The following is a 24,011-nucleotide window of genomic DNA, read 5'->3' on the forward strand; positions in this document are numbered from 1 at the left end:
CTGGCGGTCTTACTCTCAATCTTGGTCATGGTGGCGTTCCTTCGCGGGAATCAGGTGACGTTGAACATCACCAGCCTGCCATGACCGCCCTCTCTCAGCGAATTTGCAGAACTCTCAGCACACTACCACACCGCCACACCGGCCGAGGCTGGCGATCCTTCACACCCCCCTCTGGCCTGCCGGCCATCTCCCCCGCAAGGGGGGAGATAGGCTGTATCAACTCACCTGTCGATCCGTGTCGACAGGATGATCGACGACGCGGTTCGTTCGACCCCGTCCATGGCGCCGATCTGGTCGAGCAGCGTGTCGAGGTCGCGGATCGACGGCGCGTCGACGATGACGATCATGTCGAAATTGCCGCTGACGGAGTGCAGCGTCCTGACCGGCGGCAACGCCTGCAGGCTGCGCACCACCCTATCCGCCAGCTTGGGCGTGACGGTGAGCAGCACATGCGCCCTGACCAGCCCCTGCTCATAGTCCGGCGCCAGCCTGACGCCATAGCCTCTAATAATGCCGCGCTGCTCCAGCCGCTCGATCCGGCTTTGCACCGTGGTGCGCGAGACGCCGAGCTGCCGCGCCAGTTCGGCCGTCGAGGCGCGCGCGTTGGCGCGCAGCAGGGAAAGCAGGGCCTGTTCGGCATCACTGAGCATTTCGACGAGACTCTTCGGCAAATTAACTAAAGATAGGGTGCGGTTTGCAAGATCTCACGCTTCCTTTCGACAGGCAAGCTGCGATGATTCCGGCGAACGCAGATGGCAGGGGTATTTGACCATGAACAACATCGTTATCGTCGGGGCCGGCAAGATCGGCTCGACCATCGCCGAAATGCTCGCCGCAACGGGTGACTACCATGTCACCCTCGTCGACCGCTCGGCCGCGCAACTCATTGCCGCCGAAGTGCCCGATGGCGTCGAGACGCTCGTACTCGACATCGCGGCGGTCGGTGCGCTTGAAGCCGCACTCGCCGGCAAGTTCGCGGTGCTGAGCGCCGCCCCCTTCCATCTCACCACGCGCATCGCCGAAGCAGCGGCCAGCGCGGGCGTGCATTATCTCGATCTCACCGAGGATGTCGTCTCGACCAGGCGGGTCAAGGAGCTGGCACGTTCCGCCAAGAGCGCCTTCATCCCGCAATGCGGACTGGCGCCGGGCTTCATCTCGATCGTCGCCAACGATCTCGCCAGCCGCTTCGACACGCTGGAAAGCGTGCGCATGCGCGTCGGCGCGCTGCCGCAATACCCGTCCAACGCGCTGAACTACAATCTGACCTGGAGCACCGACGGCGTCATCAACGAATATTGCGAGCCCTGCGAGGCGATCGTCGAGGGTGAGCTGGTCGAAGTGCCGCCGCTGGAAGAGCGCGAGGAATTCTCGCTCGACGGCGTCACCTACGAGGCGTTCAACACCTCGGGCGGGTTGGGCACCTTGGCCGAGACGCTGAAGGGCAAGGTGCGCACGCTGAACTACCGCACGATCCGCTACCCCGGCCATGCCGCGATCATGAAGGCGCTGCTCAACGACCTTGGCCTGCGCCACCGCCGCGATGTGCTGAAGGACATTTTCGAAAGCGCCCTGCCGGCGACGCTGCAGGACGTCGTCATCGTCTTCGTCACCGTTTCCGGCCGCAAGAACGGCCGCCTGCTGCAGGAGACCTACGCCAACAAGATCTATTCCAGGCGAGTCGGCCAGACGGTGCGCAGCGCCATCCAGATCACCACCGCCTCCGGCATCTGCGCCGTGCTCGACATGCTGGCCGATGGCTCGCTGCCGGCGACCGGCTTCGTCAAGCAGGAGGAAATCGCGCTCGAAGCCTTCCTCGCCAACCGCTTCGGCCGCGCCTATGCCCAACATGAGATGGTAAGCCGGCTGGCGGGGTGAGCCCTTCCGGACACGCTGGCGGGACAGCGCCCCCCTCTGTCCTGCCGGACATCTCCCCCTCGAGGGGGGAGATTGGACTTCACTGCGGCCTTCGCCAATTTCGGTGGCGAAGTAACTGGCGGCGCCGAACTGCCGATCTCCCCACTTGAGGGGGAGATGCCCGGCAGGGCAGAGGGGGGCGCTGTCCCGCCGGCATTTCCGTTCTGCATCGGCGCGCCTCCTCAAATATGCAGCGCGTGCCCCAGCGCCTTCAGCGCGGCTTCCTGGAACCCTTCGCCTTGCGTCGGATGCGAATGGATCGTGCCTGCGATGTCCTCCAGCCTTGCCCCCATCTCCAGCGCCAGCCCAAACGCCGCCGACAGCTCCGACACGCCCTGACCGACCGCCTGGATGCCGAGCACCAGATGATTGTCCGCACGCGCCACGACGCGAACGAAGCCATCCTCGCCGAGCTTAGTCATGGCGCGACCATTGGCGGCGAAGGGGAACAGGCCGATCTTGATCTCGCCGAGCGCCTTGGCCTCTTCAGGCGACAGACCCGCCGTCACCAGCTCGGGATCGGTGAAGCAAACGGCGGGGATCGAGCGCTTGTCCCAGCTGCGCTTGTGGCCGGCGACGATCTCGGCGACCATTTCGCCTTGCGCCATCGCCCGGTGCGCCAGCATCGGCTCACCGGTGACGTCGCCGATGGCGAAGACGCCGCGCATCGAGGTCCGGCACTGGTCGTCGATCCTGATGAACTTTCCGGCCCTGTCGAGATCGATCTGCTCGAGCCCCCAACCCTCGGTCACCGGCTTGCGGCCGACCGTCACCAGGATCTTGTCCGCCGCGACCTTGCCGCTCTTGCCGTCGGATGTCTCGACCAGCAGCGCATCGCCTTTCGTCGACAGTCCCTTGGCCTTGGCGCCTGTCATCACCTCGACGCCAAGTGCGGCGAGCCGCTTGACCACCGGCCGTGTCAGTTCGGCATCATATTGCGCCAGCACGCGCGGCAAGGCCTCGACCACGGTCACCTTGGCGCCCATCTTGGCGAACGCCATGCCGAGCTCCAGGCCGATATAGCCGCCGCCGACGACCGCAAGCCTCTTCGGCACTTCGCTCAACGCCAGGGCTTCAGTGGAAGAAATCACCGGTCCGCCGAAGGGCAGGAGTTCGACCGGTGCCGAGCCCGTCGCGATCACGATCGTTTCCGCGCGGATCACCTGGCTTCCGGTCTCGGTCTCGACCTCGACGGTCTTGCCGTCGCGAAACCTCGCCCAGCCATGCACGGTCTTCACCCCGGCCTTCTTGAGCAGGCCGGCGACGCCACTGTTGAGCCGGCTGACGATCCCGTCCTTCCAGGCGATGGTCCTGGCCAGATCGAGCACCGGTGCCGTGACCGAGATGCCGAGCGGGCTCTTGCCGCCGGCCATATCAGACACCTTCTCGAATTCCTCCGCCGCATGGATCAGCGCTTTTGAGGGGATGCAGCCGACATTGAGGCAGGTGCCGCCGGGCTTGCCCGCCTCGACGATAACCGTATCGACGCCGAGCTGCCCGGCACGAATGGCGCAGACATACCCCCCGGGCCCGGCGCCGATGACGAGCAGCTTGCAGGAGATTTCTTTCATGGCGTCGGCTTCCCTTGGACGAAGGCCGCCGCGCGCTTTTGCCTTCTCCCCTTGTGGGGTCCGAAGGACGGGGCGAGACCAGTGGCTCGCCCCAGGGCGGTGGATCGGCGCGCCAGCGACGAGACGGATGAGGGGTGTTCCAGCGGAGTGAAACGTCGGCGTTCCCTGGAACACCCCTCATCCGTCGCCTGCGGCGACACCTTCTCCCACAACAAGGGGAGAAGGGGGAGCTTACATCCGCCCGCCGCGCATTGATTTCCGTTCGAGACCGACCCCATCATCCCCTCTAATCCACGAAAATCAGCGCCGGCGTCTCCAGCAGCGCTTTTATCCGCTGGATGAACACCGCGGCGTCCCAGCCGTCGATGACGCGATGGTCGAAGCTCGACGACAGGTTCATCATCTTGCGCGGGATGAACTGCGTGCCGTCCCACACCGGCCGCACCATCATCTTGTTGACGCCGATGATCGCCACTTCCGGGTGGTTGATGACCGGCGTCGTGGCGACGCCGCCCATGGCGCCGAGCGAGGTGATGGTGATGGTCGAGCCGGACAGCTCGTCACGCGTCGCCGTGCCCGACTTGGCCGCCTCGGCCAGCCTGGCGACCTCGGCGCCGCACTCCCAGATGTCGCGCGCCTCGGCGTGCTTGACGACAGGCACCACCAGCCCCGACGGCGTCTGCGCGGCGATGCCGATATGGATGCCGCCATGCTGGTGGATGATGCCGGCCTCGTCGTCGAACAGCGAATTGAGCTGGGGCTGGTCCGCGATCGCCTTGACCATCGCCCGCATCAGGAACGGCAGCAGCGTCAGCTTCGGCCTCTCCGCGCCTCCCTTGGCGGCGCGCTTTTCCTTGTTGAGCGCGGCGCGCAATTCCTCCAGCGCCGTCACGTCGATCTCCTCGACATAGGTGATGTGCGGGATGCGCGACTTGGACAGCGTCATCTTCTCGGCGATCTTGCGCCGCAGGCCGACCAGTTTGATGTCCTCGATGGCATCGTTGCGGGCGAGGCCCGATGCCTTGGCCACTTGCGGCCCGCGCGCCAGGAAAGCCTCGATGTCTTCGTGGCCGATGCGGCCGGCCGGGCCGCTGCCTGCCACTTGCCTGAGATCGATGCCGGCCTCCTTGGCGCGCAAGCGGACAGCTGGCGAGGCCAGCGGTTTTTCGCCTTCCGGGCGTGGTGCGCCGGAGGCCGAGGGCCGTGCGATGGTCTTGGCGGCAGCCGGCGACGGTGCGGGTTTCGCCGGTGCCTCGGCGGGCTTTGCCTTGGGGGCCGGTGCGGTTTCGGGCTTTGGGCTCGCCGGCTTGGCGAGTGCTTCGGCTTCGGCGGCCGGTGCCGTCCCTTGCCCGGCGGCCTTCACATTGCCCTCGCCCGCCACTTTCAGCCGCACGATGGGCGACCCGATCGCCACCGTGTCGCCGATCTCGGCGCCCAGCCACAGGATCTCGCCATCGACGGGCGACGGGATTTCCACCGTCGCCTTGTCGGTCATCACGGCGGCCAGCAACGTGTCCTCGCGCACGATGTCGCCGATCTTCACATGCCATTCGACGAGTTCGGCTTCGGCGACGCCCTCGCCGACATCGGGCAGCTTGATGATGTGTTCGCCCATTTCAGGCCTCTCTAAGCTTCCAATGTTTCGATAAGCGCGCGGCCGACACGGGCCGGGCCGGGGAAATAGTCCCACTCCTGCGCGTGCGGATAGGGCGTGTCCCAGCCGGCGACGCGGACCACCGGCGCTTCCAGATGGTAGAAGCAGTTTTCCTGCACCAGCGCCGACAGTTCGGCGCCGAAGCCCGACGTCAGCGTCGCCTCGTGCACGACGACGCAGCGCCCGGTCTTCTTCACCGAGGCCACGATCGTGTCGAGGTCGAGCGGCAGCAGCGTCCTGAGGTCGATGATCTCGGCATCGATGCCGGTCTCCTCGGCCGCGGCCTGGGCGACATAGACCATGGTGCCGTAGGCGAGCACCGTGACGGCGGAACCCGCCCTGCGGATCGCCGCCTTGCCGAGCGGCACGGTATAGTGGCCGTCGGCGACCTCGCCGAGTTCGTGCTTCGACCACGGCGTCACCGGCCGGTCGTGATGGCCGTCGAACGGGCCATTATAGAGCCGCTTCGGCTCCAAGAAGATCACCGGGTCGGGATCCTCGATAGCGGCGATCAGCAGGCCCTTGGCGTCATGCGGGTTGGATGGCACCACCGTCTTCAGGCCCGACACATGGGTGAACAGCGCTTCCGGGCTCTGGCTGTGTGTCTGGCCGCCGAAGATGCCGCCGCCGGTCGGCATGCGCACCACGATCGGGCAGGTGAAATCACCGTTCGACCGGTAGCGCAGCCTTGCGGCTTCCTGCGTCAGCTGGTCGTAGGCCGGATACATGTAGTCGGCAAACTGAATCTCCACGCACGGCTTCAACCCATAGGCGGCCATGCCGATGGCCGAGCCGACAATGCCGGATTCGTTGATCGGCGCGTCGAAGCAGCGGCTCTTGCCGTATTTGGCCTGCAGGCCATGGGTGACGCGAAAAACGCCGCCGAAGAAGCCGACATCCTCGCCGAACACGACGACTTTGCCGTCGCGCTCCATCGAAACGTCCATGGCATCCCGGATGGCTTCGATCATGGTCCGCCTTGGCATGGCTCAGACTCCCGCCTGCTGGCGCTGGCGCCTGAGATGCGGCGGCATCTCGGCATAGAGGCCCTCGAACATGTCGCGCGTCGACGGCTTGCCGCCGGCATGCAGCGTACCGTGGCTTTCCGCCTCCTTCTGCGACGCGATCACCGTGTCGAGGATTTCCGCCTCGGCCTGCGCGTGCCGCTCGTCCGACCAGACGCCGAGCTTGATCAGATGGTTCTTCAGCCGCACGACCGGATCGCCGAGCGGCCAGGCATCGGATTCGGTCTTTGGCCGGTAGGCGGAGGGATCGTCCGAACTCGAATGGGCGCCGGCGCGGTAGGTGACATATTCGACCAGCGTCGGCCCGAGATTGTTGCGGGCTCGCTCGGCCGCCCATTTGGCCACCGCATGGACCGCCAGATAGTCATTGCCGTCGACGCGCAGCGACGGAATGCCGAAGCCGAGGCCGCGTGCTGCGAAGGTGCCCGAGCCGCCGCGCGCAATGCCCTGAAAAGTCGAGATCGCCCACTGGTTGTTGACGACGTTGAGCACTACGGGCGCCTTGTAGGTGGAAGCGAACACCAGCGCCGAATGGAAATCGGATTCGGCCGTCGAGCCGTCGCCGATCCAGGCGGCGGCGATGCGCGAATCGTTCGAGATCGCCGAGGCCATCGCCCAGCCGACCGCCTGGATATACTGCGTCGCCAGATTGCCGGAGATCGAGAAGAAGCCGTGCTCTTTCGACGAATACATGATCGGCAGCTGCCGGCCTTTCAGCGGATCGGCCTCGTTGGAATAGATCTGGTTCATCATGGTGACCATCGGATAGCCGTCGGCGATCAGCAGGCCGGCCTGCCGATAGGTCGGGAAGTTCATGTCGCCCGGGGCAAGCGCCTTGCGAAAGGCGCAGCTCACCGCTTCTTCGCCCAGATGCTGCATGTAGAAAGAGGTCTTGCCTTGCCTCTGCGCCATCTGCATGCGCGCATCGAAGGTGCGCAGCGTCATCATGTTGCGCAGGCCCTCCAGCAATTCCTCGCTGGAAAGCAGCCCGGCCCAAGGCCCGACGGCTTCGCCATTGCGGTTCAGCACGCGGATGATCGAGAAAGCCATGTCGCGGATGGTGCGCGGATCGACATCGATGTCGGGACGCGGCACCGAGCCGGCCTGGGCGATGGTCACGTTGGAGAAATCAGGCGTGCCGCCCGGCCGCACTTCCGGCTCCGGAACGTGAAAACGCAACATCCCAGCATCGGCCATGACCAAAACTCCTCCAATGTTGCCTGGGTGCGGATATTTGCACATTCGCGCGCCCAGACCAGTGCGAATTCGCCAGGCAAGTCTTCCGGGTATTGGTTCCGGCCGCGCCGGCCGATCCCAGCCTCCCGCGCTCAAGATGAAGATATGTCCGCGAAATTTCTTGTCGATGTTGAGCAGCGGCACGCAATTTGGCGCAAGGTTGCGCGGTGTTTGTCGCCAGATAAGGTGATTGGGGGCATGACTTGGTTCCTCGCCTCCTTTTGCGCCTCCGCAAAGCGAGGAAAAGTGGAGTTCGCCAACCTTGGCGCCTTCCTCTCCCCCGTCGATCGGGGGAGAGGTGGCGAGCGAAGCTCGACGGAGCGGGGGTCGACCTTGCTCGGGCGTTGTTATCTCGAGCCGGGACGACGTCTCGCCCTGATTGAGGCTCTGTGATAAATGCCAGCGGCGGCGGATTTGAGGACCGGCTTCCCCCACTCCGTCGCTGCTTCGCAGCGCCACCTCTCCCCCCTCCAGAGGGAGAGGAAGGGCGCCAGGGTTGGCAAACCCGACGCTTTTCCCCTGTCCGCGATCGGATCCCTCCGAGAGAGGAACTCGAACCGGAAAACGTTCACTCCACCCGCGCATCATGCTAACCACCCTCCATGGCACAGAAGAAAGCTTTCGAGGTCGATTCCTGGCTCGCGCGGCCTGATCCGCGCATCTCGATCGTCCTGCTTTATGGCCCCGATCGCGGCCTTGTCTCGGAGCGGGCGAAGGCCTTTGCCGGAAAGACCGGTCTGCCGCTCGACGATCCGTTCTCCGTGGTCAGGCTCGAGGGTTCGGAGGTCGACCGCGACGAGGGCCGGCTGCTCGACGAAGCCCGCACCGTGCCGATGTTTTCCGACCGGCGGCTGCTCTGGGTGCGCAACGCCAGCGGCCAGAAGGCACTGGCCGACGACATCAAGGCGCTGACGGCGGAGCCGGTACGGGACGCCATCATCCTGATCGAGGCCGGCGACTTGAAGAAAGGCGTTGGATTACGCGCCGTGGTCGAGGGCGCCGACAACGCCATGGCGCTGCCTTGCTATGCCGACGAGGCCAGGGACATCGACGCGGTCATCGACGACGAGCTGCGCAAGGCCGGGATGTCGATGACGCTGGAGGCCCGACAGGCGCTGCGCCGCAACCTCGGCGGCGACCGGCTGGCCTCGCGCGGCGAGATCGAAAAACTCATCCTCTACGCCCACGGCCAGAAGGAAATCGGGCTGGAAGAGGTGAGAGCCATGTCGGGCGACGTGTCCGGCGCCTCTTATGACGATGCCGTCGACGCGCTGCTCGAAGGCAAGATCGGCGACTTCGACACCGCCTTCACGCGGCACTGCCAGGGCGGCGGCCAGCCCTTCCTGGTGCTGTCCTCGGCGATGCGGCAGATACAGCAGATACAGGTCATGCGCGGCCAGATGGACTCCGGCGGCCGCAACGCCGCTTCCGTCGTTGCCGCCGCGCGGCCGCCGGTCTTTTTCGCGCGCCGCAAGCTGGTGGAGAGGACACTGGAGCGCTGGAACAGCGAAGCGCTCGGCCGCGCGCTGACCCGCCTGCAGTCAGCCGTGCTGCAGACGCGGCGCCGGCCGGACCTGTCGGTGGCGCTGGCAAGGCAGGCGCTGCTGGGGATCGCCGTGGAAAGCGCGCGGCTGGCGCAAAGGTAGGCGCCTCTTCCTTCTCCCCTTGTGGGAGAAGGTGGCCTCGCGAAGCGCCGAGACGGATGAGGGGTGTTCCAGCGGAGTGAGACGCTGGTTTTCCCTGGAGCACCCCTCATCCGTCGCCTTCGGCGACACCTTCTCCCACAAGGGGAGAAGGGAAGATTGCGCGAAACATTCGCCGGCTAAATACCAGCCTATGAATCGCCGGGCCGCTCTAATCCTGCTTCAACCGCCTGCACAGCTCGTCCAGCTGTTCCAGGCTTCGATACGCAACCCGCAGCACACCACCCTTGCCCTTGTGGTCGACCGTGACGATCATGCCGGTCGTATCGGTCAGCAGCTTTTCCAGGGCCAGCGTGTCGGCGTCCTTTTCGATGGCCGGCGCGGCTGACTTGGTGCCGTTGGAACTGGTGCCGGCCGGCATCTGCGCCAGCGCCTCGGCCTGGCGCACGGAAAGGCCCTCCTCGACAATGCGCTTGGCAAGGCCGGCCGGATCCTCCGCCGTGACCAGCGTGCGGGCATGCCCGGCCGACAGCGCGCCGTCGACCAGCATGTCGCGGATCACGTCGGGCAGCTTCAGCAATCTCAAAGTGTTGGCGACATGGCTGCGGCTCTTGCCGATCACCTGGCCGAGATCGGCCTGGGTGTAGCCATGGTCGTCGATGAGTTGCTGGTAACCCTGCGCCTCTTCGACCGGATTGAGGTCGGCGCGCTGGACGTTCTCGATGATCGCCAGTTCGAGCGCCGTGCGGTCGTTGACTTCGCGGATGATGACCGGGATCTCGGTCAGCCCGGCACGCTGCGCCGCACGCCAGCGCCGCTCGCCGGCGATGAGCTCGTAGCGGCCCGCCTGCGTCGGCGACGGCCGCGCCACGACCGGCTGCACCACGCCATGCTCGCGGATCGACTGGGCGAGGTCGGTCAGTTCGGCATCGCCAAAATGCCGGCGCGGATTTCTCGGGTTTGGGCTGAGAAACTCGATCGGCACCTTGCCGTCGGCGCTCATGCCGGGCTTTTCCGGTGCGGCCGGACGATCGATCTCGCCGATCAGTGCCGCCAGTCCGCGTCCCAGTCTTTTCCTCGATAGATCTTCGCTCATCTTTATTCCACGTCTATTTCAAGATCGTTTCGGTATCGAATCGGCTGTTGATTATGCGGCCAATCTAATCAAGCAGCGCGCAATTTACGCTCGCGGCGGATCACTTCGGAGGCCAGTTGCAGATAGGCCTGGCTGCCGGAGCATTTCAGGTCGTAGAGGATCGCCGGCTTGCCATAGGATGGCGCCTCCGACACCCGCACATTGCGCGGAATGATGGTCTCGTAGACCTTGTCGCCCATATGCTCGCGCACATCCTGCACCACCTGGTTGGCGAGGTTGTTGCGGCCGTCATACATGGTCAGCACGATGCCCTGGATGGTGAGATCCGGATTGATCGAGCGACGCACCTGCTCGACCGTCTCAAGCAGCTGGCTGAGACCCTCCAGTGCGAAGAACTCGCATTGCAGCGGCACGAGAACGGAATCGGCTGCCGCCATTGAATTCAAAGTCAAAAGATTGAGCGAGGGCGGGCAATCGATCAGCACGTAGCCGAAGGGCGCCCCGCGCTCGGTCGCCGCGCGCAGTGCATTGCGCAGTTTGAGCACCCGGTCCGGCGCCGAAGCGATCTCCATCTCGATGCCGAGCAGGTCGAGCGTCGAGGGCACGATCGACAGGCCGGGCACCGCGGTCGGAATGGCGGCGGCTTCCAGCTCCAGTTCGCCCGTCAGCACATCATAGGAGGAGACCGTCCGATCCTTGCGGTCGATGCCGAGGCCGGTGCTGGCATTGCCTTGCGGATCGAGGTCGACGATCAGCACTTTTTCGCCGATTGCCGCCAGCGCGGTGGCCAGGTTGATGGCGGTGGTGGTCTTGCCGACACCGCCCTTCTGGTTGGCTACGGTGATGATTCGAGGGCCGTTCTTCATCATGGGTTTATGCCAGAAATTCATCTTTGGGTCGCCGAATAATCAGACCGGTCTCGGTTCAGACGGGTCGCACATGGGACAATTCGAGGATGACGCCGCTGGCGTCGGTCACGCTTGGATGTTCTACCAGATCGAAAGTCCACCGGTTAACGCTTTCTTGCACTTCGGCGCGGTAATCCCGGCCTTTGTGGAACAGCGCGCGCGCCCCCGAGGTCAGCCATGGCGCGGTCAGGTCCAGCAGGACCGAAAGCGGGGCCAGCGCCCGCGCCGTGACGATTTGCGGCGTCGAAACAAACACATGGCTGTCCTCGATGCGGCGCGCCACGACCCGCGCCGGCAAGCCGAACTGGCCGATGACGGTCTGTAGGAACGAGGCCTTCTTGCGGTTGCTTTCGACCAGATCGATGCTGGCCCCCGGGCGCTCGGCGAGCAGAAAGGCCATGACAAGCCCGGGAAATCCGCCGCCGGAACCAATATCGACCCAACGCGTGGCTTCGGGCTCTATCCGTGCAAGCTGCGCACTGTCCAGGATGTGGCGTTGCCAGACATCACCGGAGGTCGATTGCGCGACGAGATTGATGCTGCGGTTCCATTTCTGGAACATCTCTTCGAACGCCACCAGGCGATCGAATGTTTCACGTGAAACCGGGCCGGCGGCCGCCTGCAGGCTGTCGCGGGAGAAAGACCTCACGCAAGGTCCCTCTGCTCGGCCTTTTCAGCGGTTTCCCCCTTCTGTGCGGTTTCCCCCCTCTGCGCGGTTTCCCAATGACGGACATGCGCGACAATGATCGCCAGCGCCGCGGGCGTCATGCCCTCCATGCGCTGTGCATCCGCAACGGAGCGCGGCCGCCGCGCCTGCATCTTCTGCCTCAATTCATTGGACAGGCCGGGCACGCCGGCGAAATCAATGGCGTCCGGGATCAGCCGGCTCTCCTCATGCCGAATCTGCGCGACATCCGTGCTCTGGCGGTCAAGATAGACCGAATATTTCGCTTCCGTTTCGAGGCGCTCCGCGGTCCTGGCGTCGATGTCGCCAAATCTAGGCTCGACCCGGCTTAGCCAGGCAATATCGACACCGGGATAAGCCAGCAATTCAAAGCCGGACCGGCGCACGCCGTCGCGATTGATCTCCAGGCCGTGCCGTGCCGCCTCGTTCGGCGTCATGGTCAGCGAAAGCGCCAGTTGGCGCGCCTGATCGAGCCGCCGCGCGACATCGCCATAGCGCTGCAGCCGCCGCGCCGAAGCGATCCCCAGCGCCTGCGCCAACGGTGTCAGCCGCTCATCGGCGTTGTCGGCGCGCAGCGACAGCCGGAACTCGGCCCGCGAGGTGAACATCCGGTAGGGCTCGCTGATGCCGCGACTGGTCAAATCGTCGACCATCACGCCGATATAGGCCTGGGTGCGGCTGAGCACGACCTGTTCGCCGCCCGCGGCGCGGCGCGCTGCGTTGAGGCCGGCGAGCAGGCCCTGCCCGGCGGCCTCTTCATAGCCGGTCGTGCCGTTGATCTGCCCGGCGAGAAAAAGTCCGGCAACGCGCTTGGTCTCCAGCGTCTGATGCAGTTCGCGCGGATCGACATGATCATATTCGATGGCATAGCCCGGCTGCAGCATGACGGCGCGCTCCAGCCCCGGAATGGTCTTCAGGATGTCGAGTTGAACATCTTCCGGCAACGAGGTCGAAATACCGTTGGGATAGACGGTGTGGTCGTCGAGCCCTTCCGGTTCGAGAAAGATTTGGTGCCCGTCGCGGTCGCCGAACTTGACGATCTTGTCCTCGATCGACGGGCAATAACGCGGCCCAACGCCCTCGATCGAGCCGGAATACATCGCCGAACGGCCAAGATTGGCGCGAATCACCTCATGCGTGGCCGTGGTCGTGCGCGTAATGCCGCAATCGATCTGGGGCGTCGCGATGCGGTCGGTCATCAGAGAGAACGGCACCGGGTTCTCGTCCGCCGCCTGGCTTTCCAGCGAAGCCCAGTCGATCGTTCGCCCGTCCAGGCGCGGCGGCGTGCCTGTCTTGAGCCGCCCGAGTCTGAAACCGGCGCGGTCCATTGTCGCCGACAATCCCATGCTGGCCTTCTCGTTCATGCGGCCGGCGACAATCTTCTTTTCGCCAATGTGAATGAGCCCGCGCAGGAAGGTTCCTGTGGTCAGCACCACGGCGCCGCAGGCAAGCCGGCGGCCGTCCGCCAGGAGAACCGCTGCTATCTTCCCATCGGAAATCTCAAAGTCGAGAACTTCGCCCTCGACAACCTCAAGATCGTTCTGCTGCCGAATCGCTTCCTGCACGGCAAGGCGATAGAGTTTTCTGTCGGCCTGTGTGCGCGGTCCACGCACCGCCGGACCCTTGCGGCGGTTGAGCAGACGAAACTGGATGCCGGCGGCGTCCGCCACGCGGCCCATCAGCCCGTCCATGGCGTCGATTTCGCGTACGAGATGCCCTTTGCCGAGCCCGCCGATGGCAGGGTTGCACGACATTACACCGATCGTGTCGAAACGCAGCGTCACCAGCGCGGTGCTGGCGCCGGCGCGCGCCGCGGCACTGGCCGCCTCGCAACCTGCATGGCCGCCGCCCACCACAACCACATCATAGTGATCGGTCATCTTACATAAGTCCCGGACTCAAAAGAGATCAGCGACACATGTCCCCGCGAGACGGGACTGTCAAGAAAACTTCCGCACGACGTTTCACGTGAAACAGGGAAACCCTGCTTCTGTCCGCGTTTCACGTGAATCACGCCCCAAGATGTTTCACGTGAGTCAATCGGAGTCCCTGCCAGCGACCATGCGTGTTTCACGTGAGTCATTTCCCAATGCAGAACTGGGAAAAAATCACGTCGAGCAAGTCTTCGACGTCCACCGCACCCACGATGTGCCCCAGGCAATCCGCTGCCAGGCGCAACTCTTCGGCGCGTAGCTCCTGTGGTGTCCCGTGATCGGCGGCGCGATGCAGATGTCGGTTCGCTGCCCCGAGCAACTCGACATGGCGCAGCCGTGACGGCAGCACATCGCCGGCACCGCCCGCCGCCTGAGCGGCGCGGTGCCCAATCTCGGCCAACAATTCATCCACACCCGTCCCTTCGACCACCGATATGCCGAACTCGTAGCGCCCGGCCGCATCGTCGGCCGCTCCCCCATTAAGCAAGTCGAGCTTGGTGCCGACGCGCAATGCCGATATCGTAACAGGAAGCGGACCGGCGTCCCTGGGGTCCGCGGCGTCCTCGAGCAACAGCAAAAGATCGGCGCGACCCGCCTTGGCTTTCGCCTTCTCGATGCCGATCGCCTCGATTTTGCCGGGCGCTTCCCGCAACCCCGCCGTGTCGGTCAGTCTGACACGCAGACCTTGGAGATCCAGCACGACATCCAGCAGGTCGCGGGTGGTGCCGGGTTCATCCGTTACAATAGCCGCATCGCGGCGCGCCAAGGCGTTGAACAGGCTGGACTTGCCGGCATTGGGCGCGCCGAGAATGACGACTTCGAAGCCGTCGCGGATGACTTCGGCGGCATGGAATCCGCCTATGTGATCGTCAATCTCTGATATCATCGACCGCACGTCGGACCAGACCGTATCCGAAACGGAACCCGGCACATCGTCCTCATCGGCAAAGTCGATCTCGGCCTCGATCATCGCCCGACAATGGATCAGGCGCCGACGCCAGCCGAGGTAAAGCTCACTCTGCGCGCCCTCGGCATTCTGGACGGCGAAGCGCCGTTGCGCTTCGGTCTCGGCGTTGACGAGATCCGCCAGCGCCTCCGTCTCGACCAGGTCGACCTTGCCGTTGAGAAAGGCGCGGCGCGTGAATTCTCCGGATTCCGCGTGCCTGACGCCGTCAAATCCAGCGATTGTCTCCAACATTCTGGCCACCACGGCGCGGCCGCCATGAACATGGAACTCGGCGACGTCCTCACCGGTGAAACTGGCCGGCCCGGGGAAGAAGACAACTAACCCGGTATCGAGAACCGCTCCATCCGTCGCCTTGAACCTGCGCAGCACCGCCGTGCGCTCCTTAACCATGCCGCCAGCAATCGTTTCGATAACGAATCGAGTCCGTGGGCCGGAGATCCGCAGCACGGCGACCCCGGCCGGAAGCCGGCCGCTCGACAACGCCACAATCGAATCGCCTGAAATCATTTGCCCGCTCTACCGAACCGCCCTAGCTATCGTGTCATCACCCATCCCGAGTGCCTCGAAAGTCGGCCATTGTGACATTGCCCGCGCAAAACCTGCTTGCCGACGAGGCCAGCCCCTATCTGCGGCAGCACAGCGGCAATCCCGTACATTGGCGGGGATGGTCACCGGCATCGCTGGAAGAGGCAAAGGCGCTGGACAGGCCTATCCTGCTCTCCATCGGCTACGCCGCCTGCCATTGGTGCCATGTCATGGCCCATGAAAGCTTCGAGAACAACGACGTCGCCGCCGTCATGAACCGTCTGTTCGTCAATATCAAGGTCGACCGCGAGGAGCGCCCCGACATCGACCAGATCTATATGGCCGCACTGTCCTCGATGGGCGAGCAAGGCGGCTGGCCGCTGACCATGTTCCTGACGCCCGATGGCAAGCCGTTCTGGGGCGGCACCTATTTCCCGCGCGAGCCGCGCTATGGCCGGCCGGGGTTCATCCAGGTGATGGAAGCGGTCGACAAGGCCTGGCGCGAAAAGAGGGCGAGCCTGCACCAGAGCGCCGACGGCCTGACCTCCCACGTCGAGGCGCGGCTCTCCGCCGCGCATTCCAAGGCGCTTCTCGATCGCGATACGCTGTCCGATCTCGCCGGCCGCGTCAGTGGCATGATCGACCGCGATCGCGGCGGCCTCGCCGGCGCGCCGAAATTCCCGAACGCGCCGTTCATGCAAACGCTGTGGCTGTCCTGGCTGCGCGACGGCAACGCCGCGCATCGCGACGACGTGCTCATCGGCCTCGAACATATGCTGAGCGGCGGCATCTACGATCACATCGGTGGCGGGCTCAGCCGCTACTCGACGGACGCCGAATGGCTGGTGCCGCATTTCGAGAAGATGCTCTACGACAACGCCCAGGTCATCCGCTTCTGCAATTGGGCGCTTGCGGCGACCGGCAATGATTTGTTCCGGGTACGAATCGAAGACACGGTCGACTGGCTGCTGCGCGAAATGCGCGTCGATGGCGGCGCCTTTGCCGCCAGCCTCGACGCCGACAGCGAGGGCGAGGAGGGCCTGTTCTACACCTGGAGCAGGGAGGAGATCGAATCTGTCCTTGGCGATGATTCAGCGTTGTTTTTCAACTACGTCACGCTTTCCAGCCCACCCGGCTGGGAGGGCAAGCCGGTTGTCCATCAAACCCTCTCCCAGCAAGCGCTTGGGGTGACCGACCGCGAACAGCTGGTGCCGCTCAAGGCAAGGCTTCTCGCCGTCCGGGAGGAGCGCGTCAGGCCTGGCCTGGACGCAAAGACCCTTGCCGACTGGAACGGCCTGATGATCGCGGCACTCGCCGAGGCCGGCCGCTCGCTGGCACGGCCGGATTGGATCGAGGCCGCGGCAAAGGCGTTTGCCCATATCAGCGCCGCCAGCCGCGACAATCGCTTGCCGCATTCCATGCTTGGTATCCGGAAATTGTTTCCCGCTCTATCGAGCGACTATGCCGCCATGACCAACGCCGCGACCTCACTGTTCGAAGCAACGGGCGATTGGAGCTATGTCGACAAGGCCAGCCGGTTCCTCGAACAGCTCGACCATTGGCACGCCGACGCGCAAGGCACCGGCTACTATCTGACCGCCTCGGACAGCACCGATGTGCCGATCCGCATCAGGGGCGATGTCGATGAGGCCGTTCCGTCAGCCACCAGCCAGATCATTGAGGCGCAGCTGCGGCTAGCCTCGGTCACCGGCAATCTCGATCTACAGGAGAAGGCGTGGAAAACCGCCGAGCACGCCGCCGGCCGAGCCGCGCACCAGGCCTATGGCCAGGCGGGCATCGTCAATGCCTGCGCGCTTGCCATCGAACCGCTGAAACTGGTCGTCGTCGACGAGCCGGAAGATCAAAAACTCGTTCCGGTCGTCAATCGAAACCCGGATCCTCGCCGCGTCGATATTGTCGTGCCGATCGGTACGGCGGCGAATCGACCCTTGCTACCTGGCGGAATTCTGCCGCCGACCAACCGGCGCGGCGCCTGGCTGTGCACCGGCCAGGTCTGCCTGCCGATGGTTACGGATCCCGATGAGCTGGAAGGGTTGTTGCGGCGAACCTGAACCGTCCTTTGATGGTGGAGCAGGGCGCCACACGGCGCAGAACCATCACGAAGAGAGGAGGGGCGAGATGCCCCTCCGAACTCAAGTATTCATCGAATCGAAGAAATCGCCGTTGGTCTTGGTCTGCTTCAGCTTGTCGATCAGGAACTCGATCGCGTCGGTGGTTCCCATCGGCGCCAGGATACGGCGCAGCACGAAGATCTTCTGCAGGTCCTGGCGCGACACCAGCAGGTCTTCCTTGCGGGTACCCGACTTGAGGATGTCGATCGCCGGATAGATGCGCTTGTCGGCCACCTTGCGGTCGAGCTGGATTTCGCAGTTGCCGGTGCCCTTGAACTCTTCGAAGATGACTTCGTCCATGCGGCTGCCGGTGTCGATCAGCGCCGTGGCGATGATGGTGAGCGAGCCGCCTTCCTCGATGTTGCGGGCGGCGCCGAAGAAGCGCTTCGGGCGCTGCAGCGCGTTGGCGTCGACACCGCCGGTCAGCACCTTGCCGGAGGACGGCACGACGGTGTTGTAGGCGCGGCCGAGGCGCGTGATGGAATCCAGCAGGATCACCACGTCACGGCCGTGCTCGACCAGGCGCTTGGCCTTCTCGATGACCATTTCGGCGACCTGGACGTGGCGCACCGCCGGTTCGTCGAAGGTCGAGGAGATCACTTCGCCCTTCACCGAGCGCTGCATGTCGGTCACTTCTTCCGGACGCTCGTCGATCAGAAGCACGATCAGATAGCATTCCGGATGATTGGCGGTGATCGAGTGCGCGATGTTCTGCAAAAGCACCGTCTTGCCGGTACGCGGCTGTGCGTTGATCAGCGCGCGCTGGCCCTTGCCGATCGGCGCCACCAGGTCGATCACGCGAGGCGATATGTCCTTGCTGGGCGGATTGTCGACCTCCATCTTCAGCCGCGAGGTCGGATAGAGCGGCGTCAGATTGTCGAAGTGGATCTTGTGGCGGATCTTTTCGGGGTCGTCGAAATTGATCGTGTTGACCTTGAGTAGCGCGAAATAGCGCTCGCCCTCCTTCGGGCTGCGGATCGGTCCTTCGACCGTATCACCGGTCTTCAGCGAAAAGCGCCGGATCTGCGACGGCGAGATGTAGATGTCGTCGGGACCCGGCAGGTAGTTGGCATTGGCGGAGCGCAGGAAGCCGAAACCGTCCTGCAGCACCTCGACCACACCGTCACCGATGATTTCGATGTCCTGGGCGGCGAGCTTCTTCAGGATCGCGAACATCAGCTCCTGCTTGCGCATGACGCTGGCGTTCTCGACCTCGAGCGATTCGGCATAAGCGATCAGCTCTGGCGGCTTCTTGTTCTTGAACTCGGTGAGTTTCATTTCTTGCATTAGACGGACTCTGGGTAGGCTTTGGGGAAAAGATCGGCGGGATGCGACAAATGCCGGGCGCGGCCGAAAGCAATGACGGGCGGCGCATGACGGGAAGGAAGACCCGTCTTGTATCGTCGGTCGGCTGAAAGAGCAAGCCGCCTTTTGAGGGGTCCGATGAAGCCTCAGAACGGCTTCACGACGACCAGGATCACGATTGCGATCATCAGCAATGTGGGGATCTCGTTGACGATCCGCCAGTGTCTTGCCGGTTTTTCGTTGCGGTCCTCGGCGAATTTGCGCACCGCGCCGGCCAGATAGCCGTGAATGCCAGACAAAATCAGCACCAGGCCGATCTTGGCATGCAGCCAGCCGCCCTGGAACGCAAAGATCTTCCAGGCCAGCCACAGCCCGAACACCCAGGTGAGGATCATCGCCGGATTGATGATGCCGCGCAGCAGACGCCGCTCCATCACCTTGAACGTCTCGGATTGAACGGAGCCCTTCTCCGCGTCGACGTGATAGACAAACAGGCGCGGCAGATAAAGCATTCCGGCCATCCAGGAGATGACGGCGAGGATATGGATCGCCTTTGCCCAGGGGTAGAAGCTTTCCGGTGCGAAGAAAAACAAAAGCGCGGTGAGAACGATCAGGACAGCGATGCCGATGACCATGCGCTTCATCGCCTGGCCGGTGCTATTGGTGTTGCCTCTGTCAGTCATCAGCGTGCCGCGCTCCGCACCTGTTTCACCATCGCCTCGACATGCGCCACCGGCGTGTCGGGCGTGATGCCATGGCCGAGATTGAAGATCAGCGGCCCGTCCCCCAACGCCCGAAGGATCGCCCCGACGCCGTCGGTCAATGCCTGGCCGCCGGCGACCAGCCGCAACGGGTCGAGATTGCCCTGGACGGCTCCTTGCCGCTGCAATGCCTTCGCTGCCTCGAGCGGCACCGTCCAGTCGATGCCGAGCCCCGTCACCCCGGTCTTCTCGCGATAACTCTGGTAGCGGGCTCCGGCGCCCTTGGGAAAACCGATGATCGGCACGTCGGGGTGGACGGCCCGAACTTGCCTGACGACCTCTGCGACCGGCTCGACGCAGAACTGTTCGAATGTAGCATCGTCGAGCACCCCCGACCAGGAATCGAAGATCTGCACGACATCCGCGCCGGCCTCGATCTGGCGGATCAGGTAGGAAGCAGAATGATCGGCGAGCACTTTCAGCAGCTGTCGAAACGCCGCCGGCTCGCGGTAGGCGAACAGCCGCGCCGGCGCCTGGTCCGGCGTACCGTGGCCGGCGATCATATAGGTCGCCACCGTCCAAGGCGCGCCGCAAAAGCCGATCAGCGTCGTCTCGTCGGGCAATTTCGCCCGCAGCCGGCGAAGCGTCTCGTAGACCGGTTCGAGATTCACGTGAAACATGTCGCTTCCCAGCGCCGCGATCTCCGCCGCTGAAATTGGTGTCAGCAGCGGTCCGCGCCCTTCCTCGAAGCGCACGTCGCGGCCAAGCGCATGGGGAACGACAAGGATGTCCGAGAACACGATCGAAGCGTCGAAGCCGAAACGCTCGATCGGCTGCAGCGTCACTTCGACGGCAAGGTCGGGGTCGTAGCAGAGATCAAGGAACGAACCGGCACGCCTTCGCGTCTCACGATATTCCGGCAGATAGCGCCCTGCCTGGCGCATCATCCAGAGCGGAGGAGGAAACACCGTCTTGCCCTTCAGGACATCCAGCATGATCCGTCTTGCAGGCATTGGGCGCTCGCCTCTCCCGGCTTCCTCTTAATCAAATATCTTATTTTAAAAGAGTCTTCTGATTCTAAGAGTCTGTTGGTTGTGGTGGTTGTCACCTGTCCCGCTTTGGCCGCCAAAACGCCAGCAAGCATATTGTCGCGCACTGCCGATCGCGGTTTGCAGGGTTCTGGGGACAATCAGGAATCTCGCAGGGGAGTCAATGCGCTAGATCGACCGCCCTCGAGACCTGCCCTGTGGACGAACGAAAGGCAAAGCGCTTCGTCCACGGACTTGTCCCCAACCGTCCGGCGAAGCTGACAGCGCATCGAATTGTGGACAAACCGGCATCTGATACAGTCGCCTTTCGCCGGCATGCCTGCCCGTTCGATCTTATCCACATCCGCCCACAGCCCCAGGTGATCCCTGTGAACAAACCCCAAAGCTTCTTCCACCTGCATCTGATTTCCGACGCCACCGGGGAAACGCTGCTCGCCGCCGGCCGCGCCGCTTCGGCGCAGTACAAGGATGCGCGCGCCATCGAACACATCTACCCGCTCATCCGCACCGAAAAGCAGATAGCCAAGGTGTTCGAGGACATAGAGGAGGAGCCGGGCATCATCCTCTACACGGTGGTCGACCAGAAGCTGGCGCACGGCATCGACGAACGCTGCGCGGCCATGGGCCTGCCTTGCGTGTCGGTGCTGGAGCCCGTGCTCACCGTCTTCCAGTCCTATCTCGGGACGCCGGCCGGCCGCCGCGTCGGCGCCCAGCATGTTCTCGACGCCGAATATTTCCGGCGCATCGATGCGCTCAATTTCACCATGGACCATGATGACGGCCAGCTGCCGGCAAACATGGATGACGCCGATGTCGTGCTGATCGGCATTTCGCGCACCTCGAAGACGCCGACCAGCATCTATCTCGCCAACCGCGGCATCAAGACCGCCAACATCCCGATCGTGCTCGGCGTGCCGGTGCCCGAAAGCCTGGTCAACGCCAGGACGCCACTGATCGTCGGATTGATCGCCACCGCCGAGCGCATATCGCATGTGCGCCAGAACCGAATCCTCGGCAATTCGAGCAGCTACGTGCCGACCGACTATGTCGACCGCGCCGCCATCAACGAGGAGCTCGCCTATGCCCGCCAGATCTGCACCCGCCATGGCTGGCCGATGATCGACGTCAGCCGCCGCTCGATCGAGGAGACGGCGGCGGCGATCGTTGCCCTGCGGGGGAAGACGCGCTAGGGCAGACAAGAGAAGTGAGCATCCCGTAGCGCACCCCTCATCCGACCTCGCTTCGCGAGGCCACCTTCTCCCACAAGGGGAGAAGGAAGAACGCGGCGCCACCGTACCCGCAAATACCGCCAGGTGGCGATTTGCAGCGGCGCCCGCGCAGGACTTCCCTTCTCCCCTTGCGGGAGAAGGTGGCCGAGCGCAGCTCGGACGGATGAGGGGTGCGCTACGGAACACCAACCCCGGTGAATCAGCATGACAGAAAAAATCATCCTCGCTTCGGGCAGCCCGTTCCGCAAGGCGATGCTGGCCGATGCCGGCGTCGACATCGAGGCGGTTCCCGCGACGCTGGACGAGCGGGTGCTGGAAGCCCCTTTGCAGGACAGCGGCGCCTCGCCCGAGGACGTCGCCCTGGTGCTCGCCGAAGCCAAGGCCACCGAAGTCAGCGAGCGCCGGCCCGGCGCGCTGGTGCTCGGCTGCGACCAGACGCTGTCCTTGGGCGACGAGGTGTTCCACAAGCCCGCCGACATGGAGGGCGCGCGCCGCCATCTCCTGGCGCTGTCGGGCAGGACCCATCAGCTCAACAGCGCCGCAGTGCTGGTGCGCGACGGCAAGGTGCTGTGGCGCCATGTCGGCATCGCCTCGATGACCATGCGCACGCTCGACCCCGCCTTCATCGGCCGGCATCTCGCCAGGGTGGGCGCCAAGGCATTGTCGAGCGTCGGCGCGTACCAAATCGAAGGCGAAGGCGTCCAGCTGTTCGAAAAAATCGAAGGCGACCATTTTACCATTGTCGGCCTGCCACTGCTGCCGTTGCTGGCGGAGCTCCGTACCTTGGGAGCCATCGATGGCTGAGGCAATGAAGAAGGCCTTCGTCACCGGCCACCCGATAAAACATTCGCGCTCGCCGATGATCCACGGCCACTGGCTGGCCAAGCACGGCATTGACGGCAGCTACCAGGCGATTGACGTGGCGCCGCCGGACTTCGCCGATTTCCTGGCGAGCATGCAGGCCAATGGCTATCGCGGCGGCAACGTCACCATCCCGCACAAGGAGGCGGCCTTTGCCCGGGTCTCGCGCCGCGACCATGCGGCGGACGAGATCGGCGCCGTCAACACGCTATGGCTCGAGGACGGCACTTTGTGGGGCGGCAATACCGACGGCCATGGCTTTGCCGCCAATCTCGACGATTACGCCGCGGGCTGGGCGGCCAATGGCCCGGCCGTGGTGCTGGGTGCCGGCGGCGCTTCCCGTGCCGTTGTCCACGCGTTGAAGGAGCGCGGCGTCGGCGACATCCGTATCGTCAACCGCACGCTCGCCCGGGCGATCGAATTGCGCGACCGCTTTGGCGCCGGCGTTTCGGCGCACGAACTGGCCGCCACCGCCGAACTGCTTGGCGACGCCGGCCTGCTGGTCAACACCACCGCGTTGGGCATGCAGGGCAATGAGGGTCTGCCCGCCGACCCCACGCTGCTGCCCGACCATGCCGTGGTCAACGACATCGTCTATGTGCCGCTCGAAACCCCGCTGCTCGCCGCCGCGCGGGCACGGGGGCTGAAGACGGTCGACGGGCTCGGCATGCTGCTCAACCAGGCGGTGCCCGGCTTCGAGCGCTGGTTCGGCGTCAGGCCGAAGGTTACCGCTGAACTCCGCGCGCTCATCGTTGCCGATCTTATGCCCAAGTCTCCGGCGTCGAAACCATGATCGTGCTCGGCCTCACCGGCTCGATTGGCATGGGCAAGTCAACGACGGCCAAGATGTTCGCCGAGGCCGGCGTGCCGGTGCATGATTCCGACGAGACGGTGCACCGCCTCTATGCCGGCAAGGCGGCCCCCTTGGTCGAGGCCGCCTTTCCCGGCACCACCGTTGGCGGAAGCGTCGACCGCGCAAAACTCGGCGGCCGTGTGTTCGGCGATGCGGCGGCCTTGAAAAGGCTCGAGGCCATCATCCATCCGCTGGTCCGCGCCGATGCCGATGCCTTCCTGGCCAAGCATCGTAACGCGGGCGAATCGATCGCGGTTCTCGACATCCCGCTGCTGTTCGAAACCGGCGGCCGTGGCCGGGTCGACAAGGTCGTCGTCGTCACCGCGCCGGCCGAAGTCCAGCGCCAGCGCGTGCTGGCGCGGCCGGGCATGAGCGAGGAAAAACTGGCGTCGATCCTGGCCAAGCAGGTGCCGGATGCCGAAAAGCGCCGGCTGGCCGATTTCGTCATCGATACCGGTGAGGGGCTGGACGCCGCGCGCGCTGCGGTCGCCTCGATTATCGCCGAACTCACCGGGGGTTCTGGCCGCTAGCTTCTTCCTTCTCCCCTTGTGGGAGAAGGTGGATCGGCGCGTAGCGCCGAGACGGTTGAGGGGTGGGTGACGGAGTGCCGTCGGCGCCAAGCTGGAGCACCCCTCATCCGGCCGCTTCGCGGCCACCTTCTCCCGCAAGGGGAGAAGGAAAAAGAGGCATTGCCCATTGCCATTTTGTTCCGGTCTGACGATT

Annotated in this window: 20 protein-coding genes; 7 read left to right on the plus strand and 13 right to left on the minus strand. The window is 64.4% G+C overall.

Features of this window, described 5'->3' with window-relative positions; all coding sequences use genetic code 11:
- Positions 1-221: 221 nt before the first annotated feature.
- On the minus strand, positions 222-650 hold the full coding sequence (locus O7B34_RS15160; protein WP_337146799.1) for an Lrp/AsnC family transcriptional regulator: 429 nt from the start codon (positions 648-650) through the stop codon (positions 222-224).
- Positions 651-771: 121 nt separating this feature from the next.
- Here O7B34_RS15160 and O7B34_RS15165 point away from each other — a divergent pair, with 121 nt between their 5' ends.
- A complete protein-coding gene (locus O7B34_RS15165; RefSeq protein ID WP_337146801.1) occupies positions 772-1,875 on the plus strand; it encodes a saccharopine dehydrogenase family protein in 1,104 nt (367 codons plus the stop codon).
- Between the two features lie 221 nt (positions 1,876-2,096).
- Here O7B34_RS15165 and lpdA read toward each other — a convergent pair whose 3' ends face one another.
- The 4 genes from lpdA to O7B34_RS15185 form a co-directional block, all read right to left on the minus strand.
- Positions 2,097-3,485, minus strand: coding sequence for a dihydrolipoyl dehydrogenase (gene lpdA, locus O7B34_RS15170; protein ID WP_337146802.1), 1,389 nt, complete (start codon positions 3,483-3,485; stop codon positions 2,097-2,099).
- A 286-nt stretch (positions 3,486-3,771) separates the two neighbouring features.
- The gene (locus O7B34_RS15175) at positions 3,772-5,100 is read right to left on the minus strand and encodes a dihydrolipoamide acetyltransferase family protein (RefSeq protein WP_337146804.1); all 1,329 of its coding nucleotides are present in this window, start codon (positions 5,098-5,100) and stop codon (positions 3,772-3,774) included.
- A gap of 11 nt (positions 5,101-5,111) precedes the next feature.
- Positions 5,112-6,125: an alpha-ketoacid dehydrogenase subunit beta gene (locus tag O7B34_RS15180; RefSeq protein WP_337146805.1), complete on the minus strand. Its 1,014-nt coding sequence runs from the start codon at positions 6,123-6,125 to the stop codon at positions 5,112-5,114.
- A 3-nt stretch (positions 6,126-6,128) separates the two neighbouring features.
- Entirely contained in the window at positions 6,129-7,361 is a 1,233-nt protein-coding gene (locus tag O7B34_RS15185) for a 3-methyl-2-oxobutanoate dehydrogenase (2-methylpropanoyl-transferring) subunit alpha (protein WP_337146806.1), read from the minus strand.
- A gap of 641 nt (positions 7,362-8,002) precedes the next feature.
- Between O7B34_RS15185 and holA the strand changes: the two genes are divergently transcribed.
- A complete protein-coding gene (holA, locus tag O7B34_RS15190) occupies positions 8,003-9,046 on the plus strand; it encodes a DNA polymerase III subunit delta (protein ID WP_337146807.1) in 1,044 nt (347 codons plus the stop codon).
- 208 nt (positions 9,047-9,254) lie between these two features.
- On the opposite strand, the gene O7B34_RS15195 is transcribed toward holA, so the two are convergent.
- The 5 genes from O7B34_RS15195 to mnmE all read right to left on the minus strand — a co-directional run bounded on the left by O7B34_RS15195 (position 9,255) and on the right by mnmE (position 15,140).
- Positions 9,255-10,139, minus strand: coding sequence for a ParB/RepB/Spo0J family partition protein (locus tag O7B34_RS15195; protein WP_337146809.1), 885 nt, complete (start codon positions 10,137-10,139; stop codon positions 9,255-9,257).
- A 68-nt stretch (positions 10,140-10,207) separates the two neighbouring features.
- Entirely contained in the window at positions 10,208-11,008 is an 801-nt protein-coding gene (locus O7B34_RS15200) for a ParA family protein (RefSeq protein WP_031240355.1), read from the minus strand.
- Between the two features lie 55 nt (positions 11,009-11,063).
- The gene (gene rsmG / locus O7B34_RS15205; protein WP_337146810.1) at positions 11,064-11,696 is read right to left on the minus strand and encodes a 16S rRNA (guanine(527)-N(7))-methyltransferase RsmG; all 633 of its coding nucleotides are present in this window, start codon (positions 11,694-11,696) and stop codon (positions 11,064-11,066) included.
- Positions 11,693-13,612 (minus strand): tRNA uridine-5-carboxymethylaminomethyl(34) synthesis enzyme MnmG, encoded by a 1,920-nt coding sequence (gene mnmG / locus O7B34_RS15210; RefSeq protein WP_337146811.1) that lies wholly within the window; start codon positions 13,610-13,612, stop codon positions 11,693-11,695. Before mnmG ends, rsmG begins: the two co-directional genes overlap by 4 nt.
- A 199-nt stretch (positions 13,613-13,811) precedes the next feature.
- On the minus strand, positions 13,812-15,140 hold the full coding sequence (gene mnmE / locus O7B34_RS15215) for a tRNA uridine-5-carboxymethylaminomethyl(34) synthesis GTPase MnmE (RefSeq protein WP_337146812.1): 1,329 nt from the start codon (positions 15,138-15,140) through the stop codon (positions 13,812-13,814).
- Between the two features lie 71 nt (positions 15,141-15,211).
- Between mnmE and O7B34_RS15220 the strand changes: the two genes are divergently transcribed.
- Positions 15,212-17,230: a thioredoxin domain-containing protein gene (locus O7B34_RS15220; RefSeq protein ID WP_337146813.1), complete on the plus strand. Its 2,019-nt coding sequence runs from the start codon at positions 15,212-15,214 to the stop codon at positions 17,228-17,230.
- An 81-nt stretch (positions 17,231-17,311) separates the two neighbouring features.
- Here the strand turns inward: O7B34_RS15220 and rho are convergent, their stop codons facing one another.
- The 3 genes from rho to hemE form a co-directional block, all read right to left on the minus strand.
- A complete protein-coding gene (gene rho / locus O7B34_RS15225) occupies positions 17,312-18,577 on the minus strand; it encodes a transcription termination factor Rho (protein WP_027145740.1) in 1,266 nt (421 codons plus the stop codon).
- Between the two features lie 164 nt (positions 18,578-18,741).
- Complete coding sequence (gene hemJ / locus O7B34_RS15230; protein WP_337146814.1) at positions 18,742-19,278, minus strand: protoporphyrinogen oxidase HemJ; 537 nt, start codon at positions 19,276-19,278, stop codon at positions 18,742-18,744.
- Positions 19,278-20,309 (minus strand): uroporphyrinogen decarboxylase, encoded by a 1,032-nt coding sequence (gene hemE / locus O7B34_RS15235; protein WP_337146815.1) that lies wholly within the window; start codon positions 20,307-20,309, stop codon positions 19,278-19,280. Before hemE ends, hemJ begins: the two co-directional genes overlap by 1 nt.
- A 404-nt stretch (positions 20,310-20,713) precedes the next feature.
- On the opposite strand from hemE, the gene O7B34_RS15240 reads away from it, so the two are divergent.
- The 4 genes from O7B34_RS15240 (at position 20,714) to coaE (ending at position 23,818) form a co-directional block, all read left to right on the plus strand.
- Positions 20,714-21,535 carry a pyruvate, water dikinase regulatory protein gene (locus tag O7B34_RS15240; protein WP_337146816.1) on the plus strand — a complete coding sequence of 274 codons (822 nt, stop codon included), beginning with the start codon at positions 20,714-20,716 and terminating at the stop codon, positions 21,533-21,535.
- Positions 21,536-21,778: 243 nt separating this feature from the next.
- A complete protein-coding gene (locus O7B34_RS15245; protein ID WP_337146817.1) occupies positions 21,779-22,378 on the plus strand; it encodes a Maf-like protein in 600 nt (199 codons plus the stop codon).
- Positions 22,371-23,228 (plus strand): shikimate dehydrogenase, encoded by an 858-nt coding sequence (locus tag O7B34_RS15250; RefSeq protein ID WP_337146818.1) that lies wholly within the window; start codon positions 22,371-22,373, stop codon positions 23,226-23,228. Before O7B34_RS15245 ends, O7B34_RS15250 begins: the two co-directional genes overlap by 8 nt.
- Complete coding sequence (coaE, locus tag O7B34_RS15255) at positions 23,225-23,818, plus strand: dephospho-CoA kinase (protein WP_337146819.1); 594 nt, start codon at positions 23,225-23,227, stop codon at positions 23,816-23,818. Before O7B34_RS15250 ends, coaE begins: the two co-directional genes overlap by 4 nt.
- The last annotated feature ends 193 nt before the right edge of the window (positions 23,819-24,011 follow it).

The sequence above is a fragment of the Mesorhizobium sp. Cs1299R1N3 genome (assembly GCF_037179625.1).
GTDB classification, from domain to species: Bacteria; Pseudomonadota; Alphaproteobacteria; order Rhizobiales; family Rhizobiaceae; genus Mesorhizobium; species Mesorhizobium salmacidum.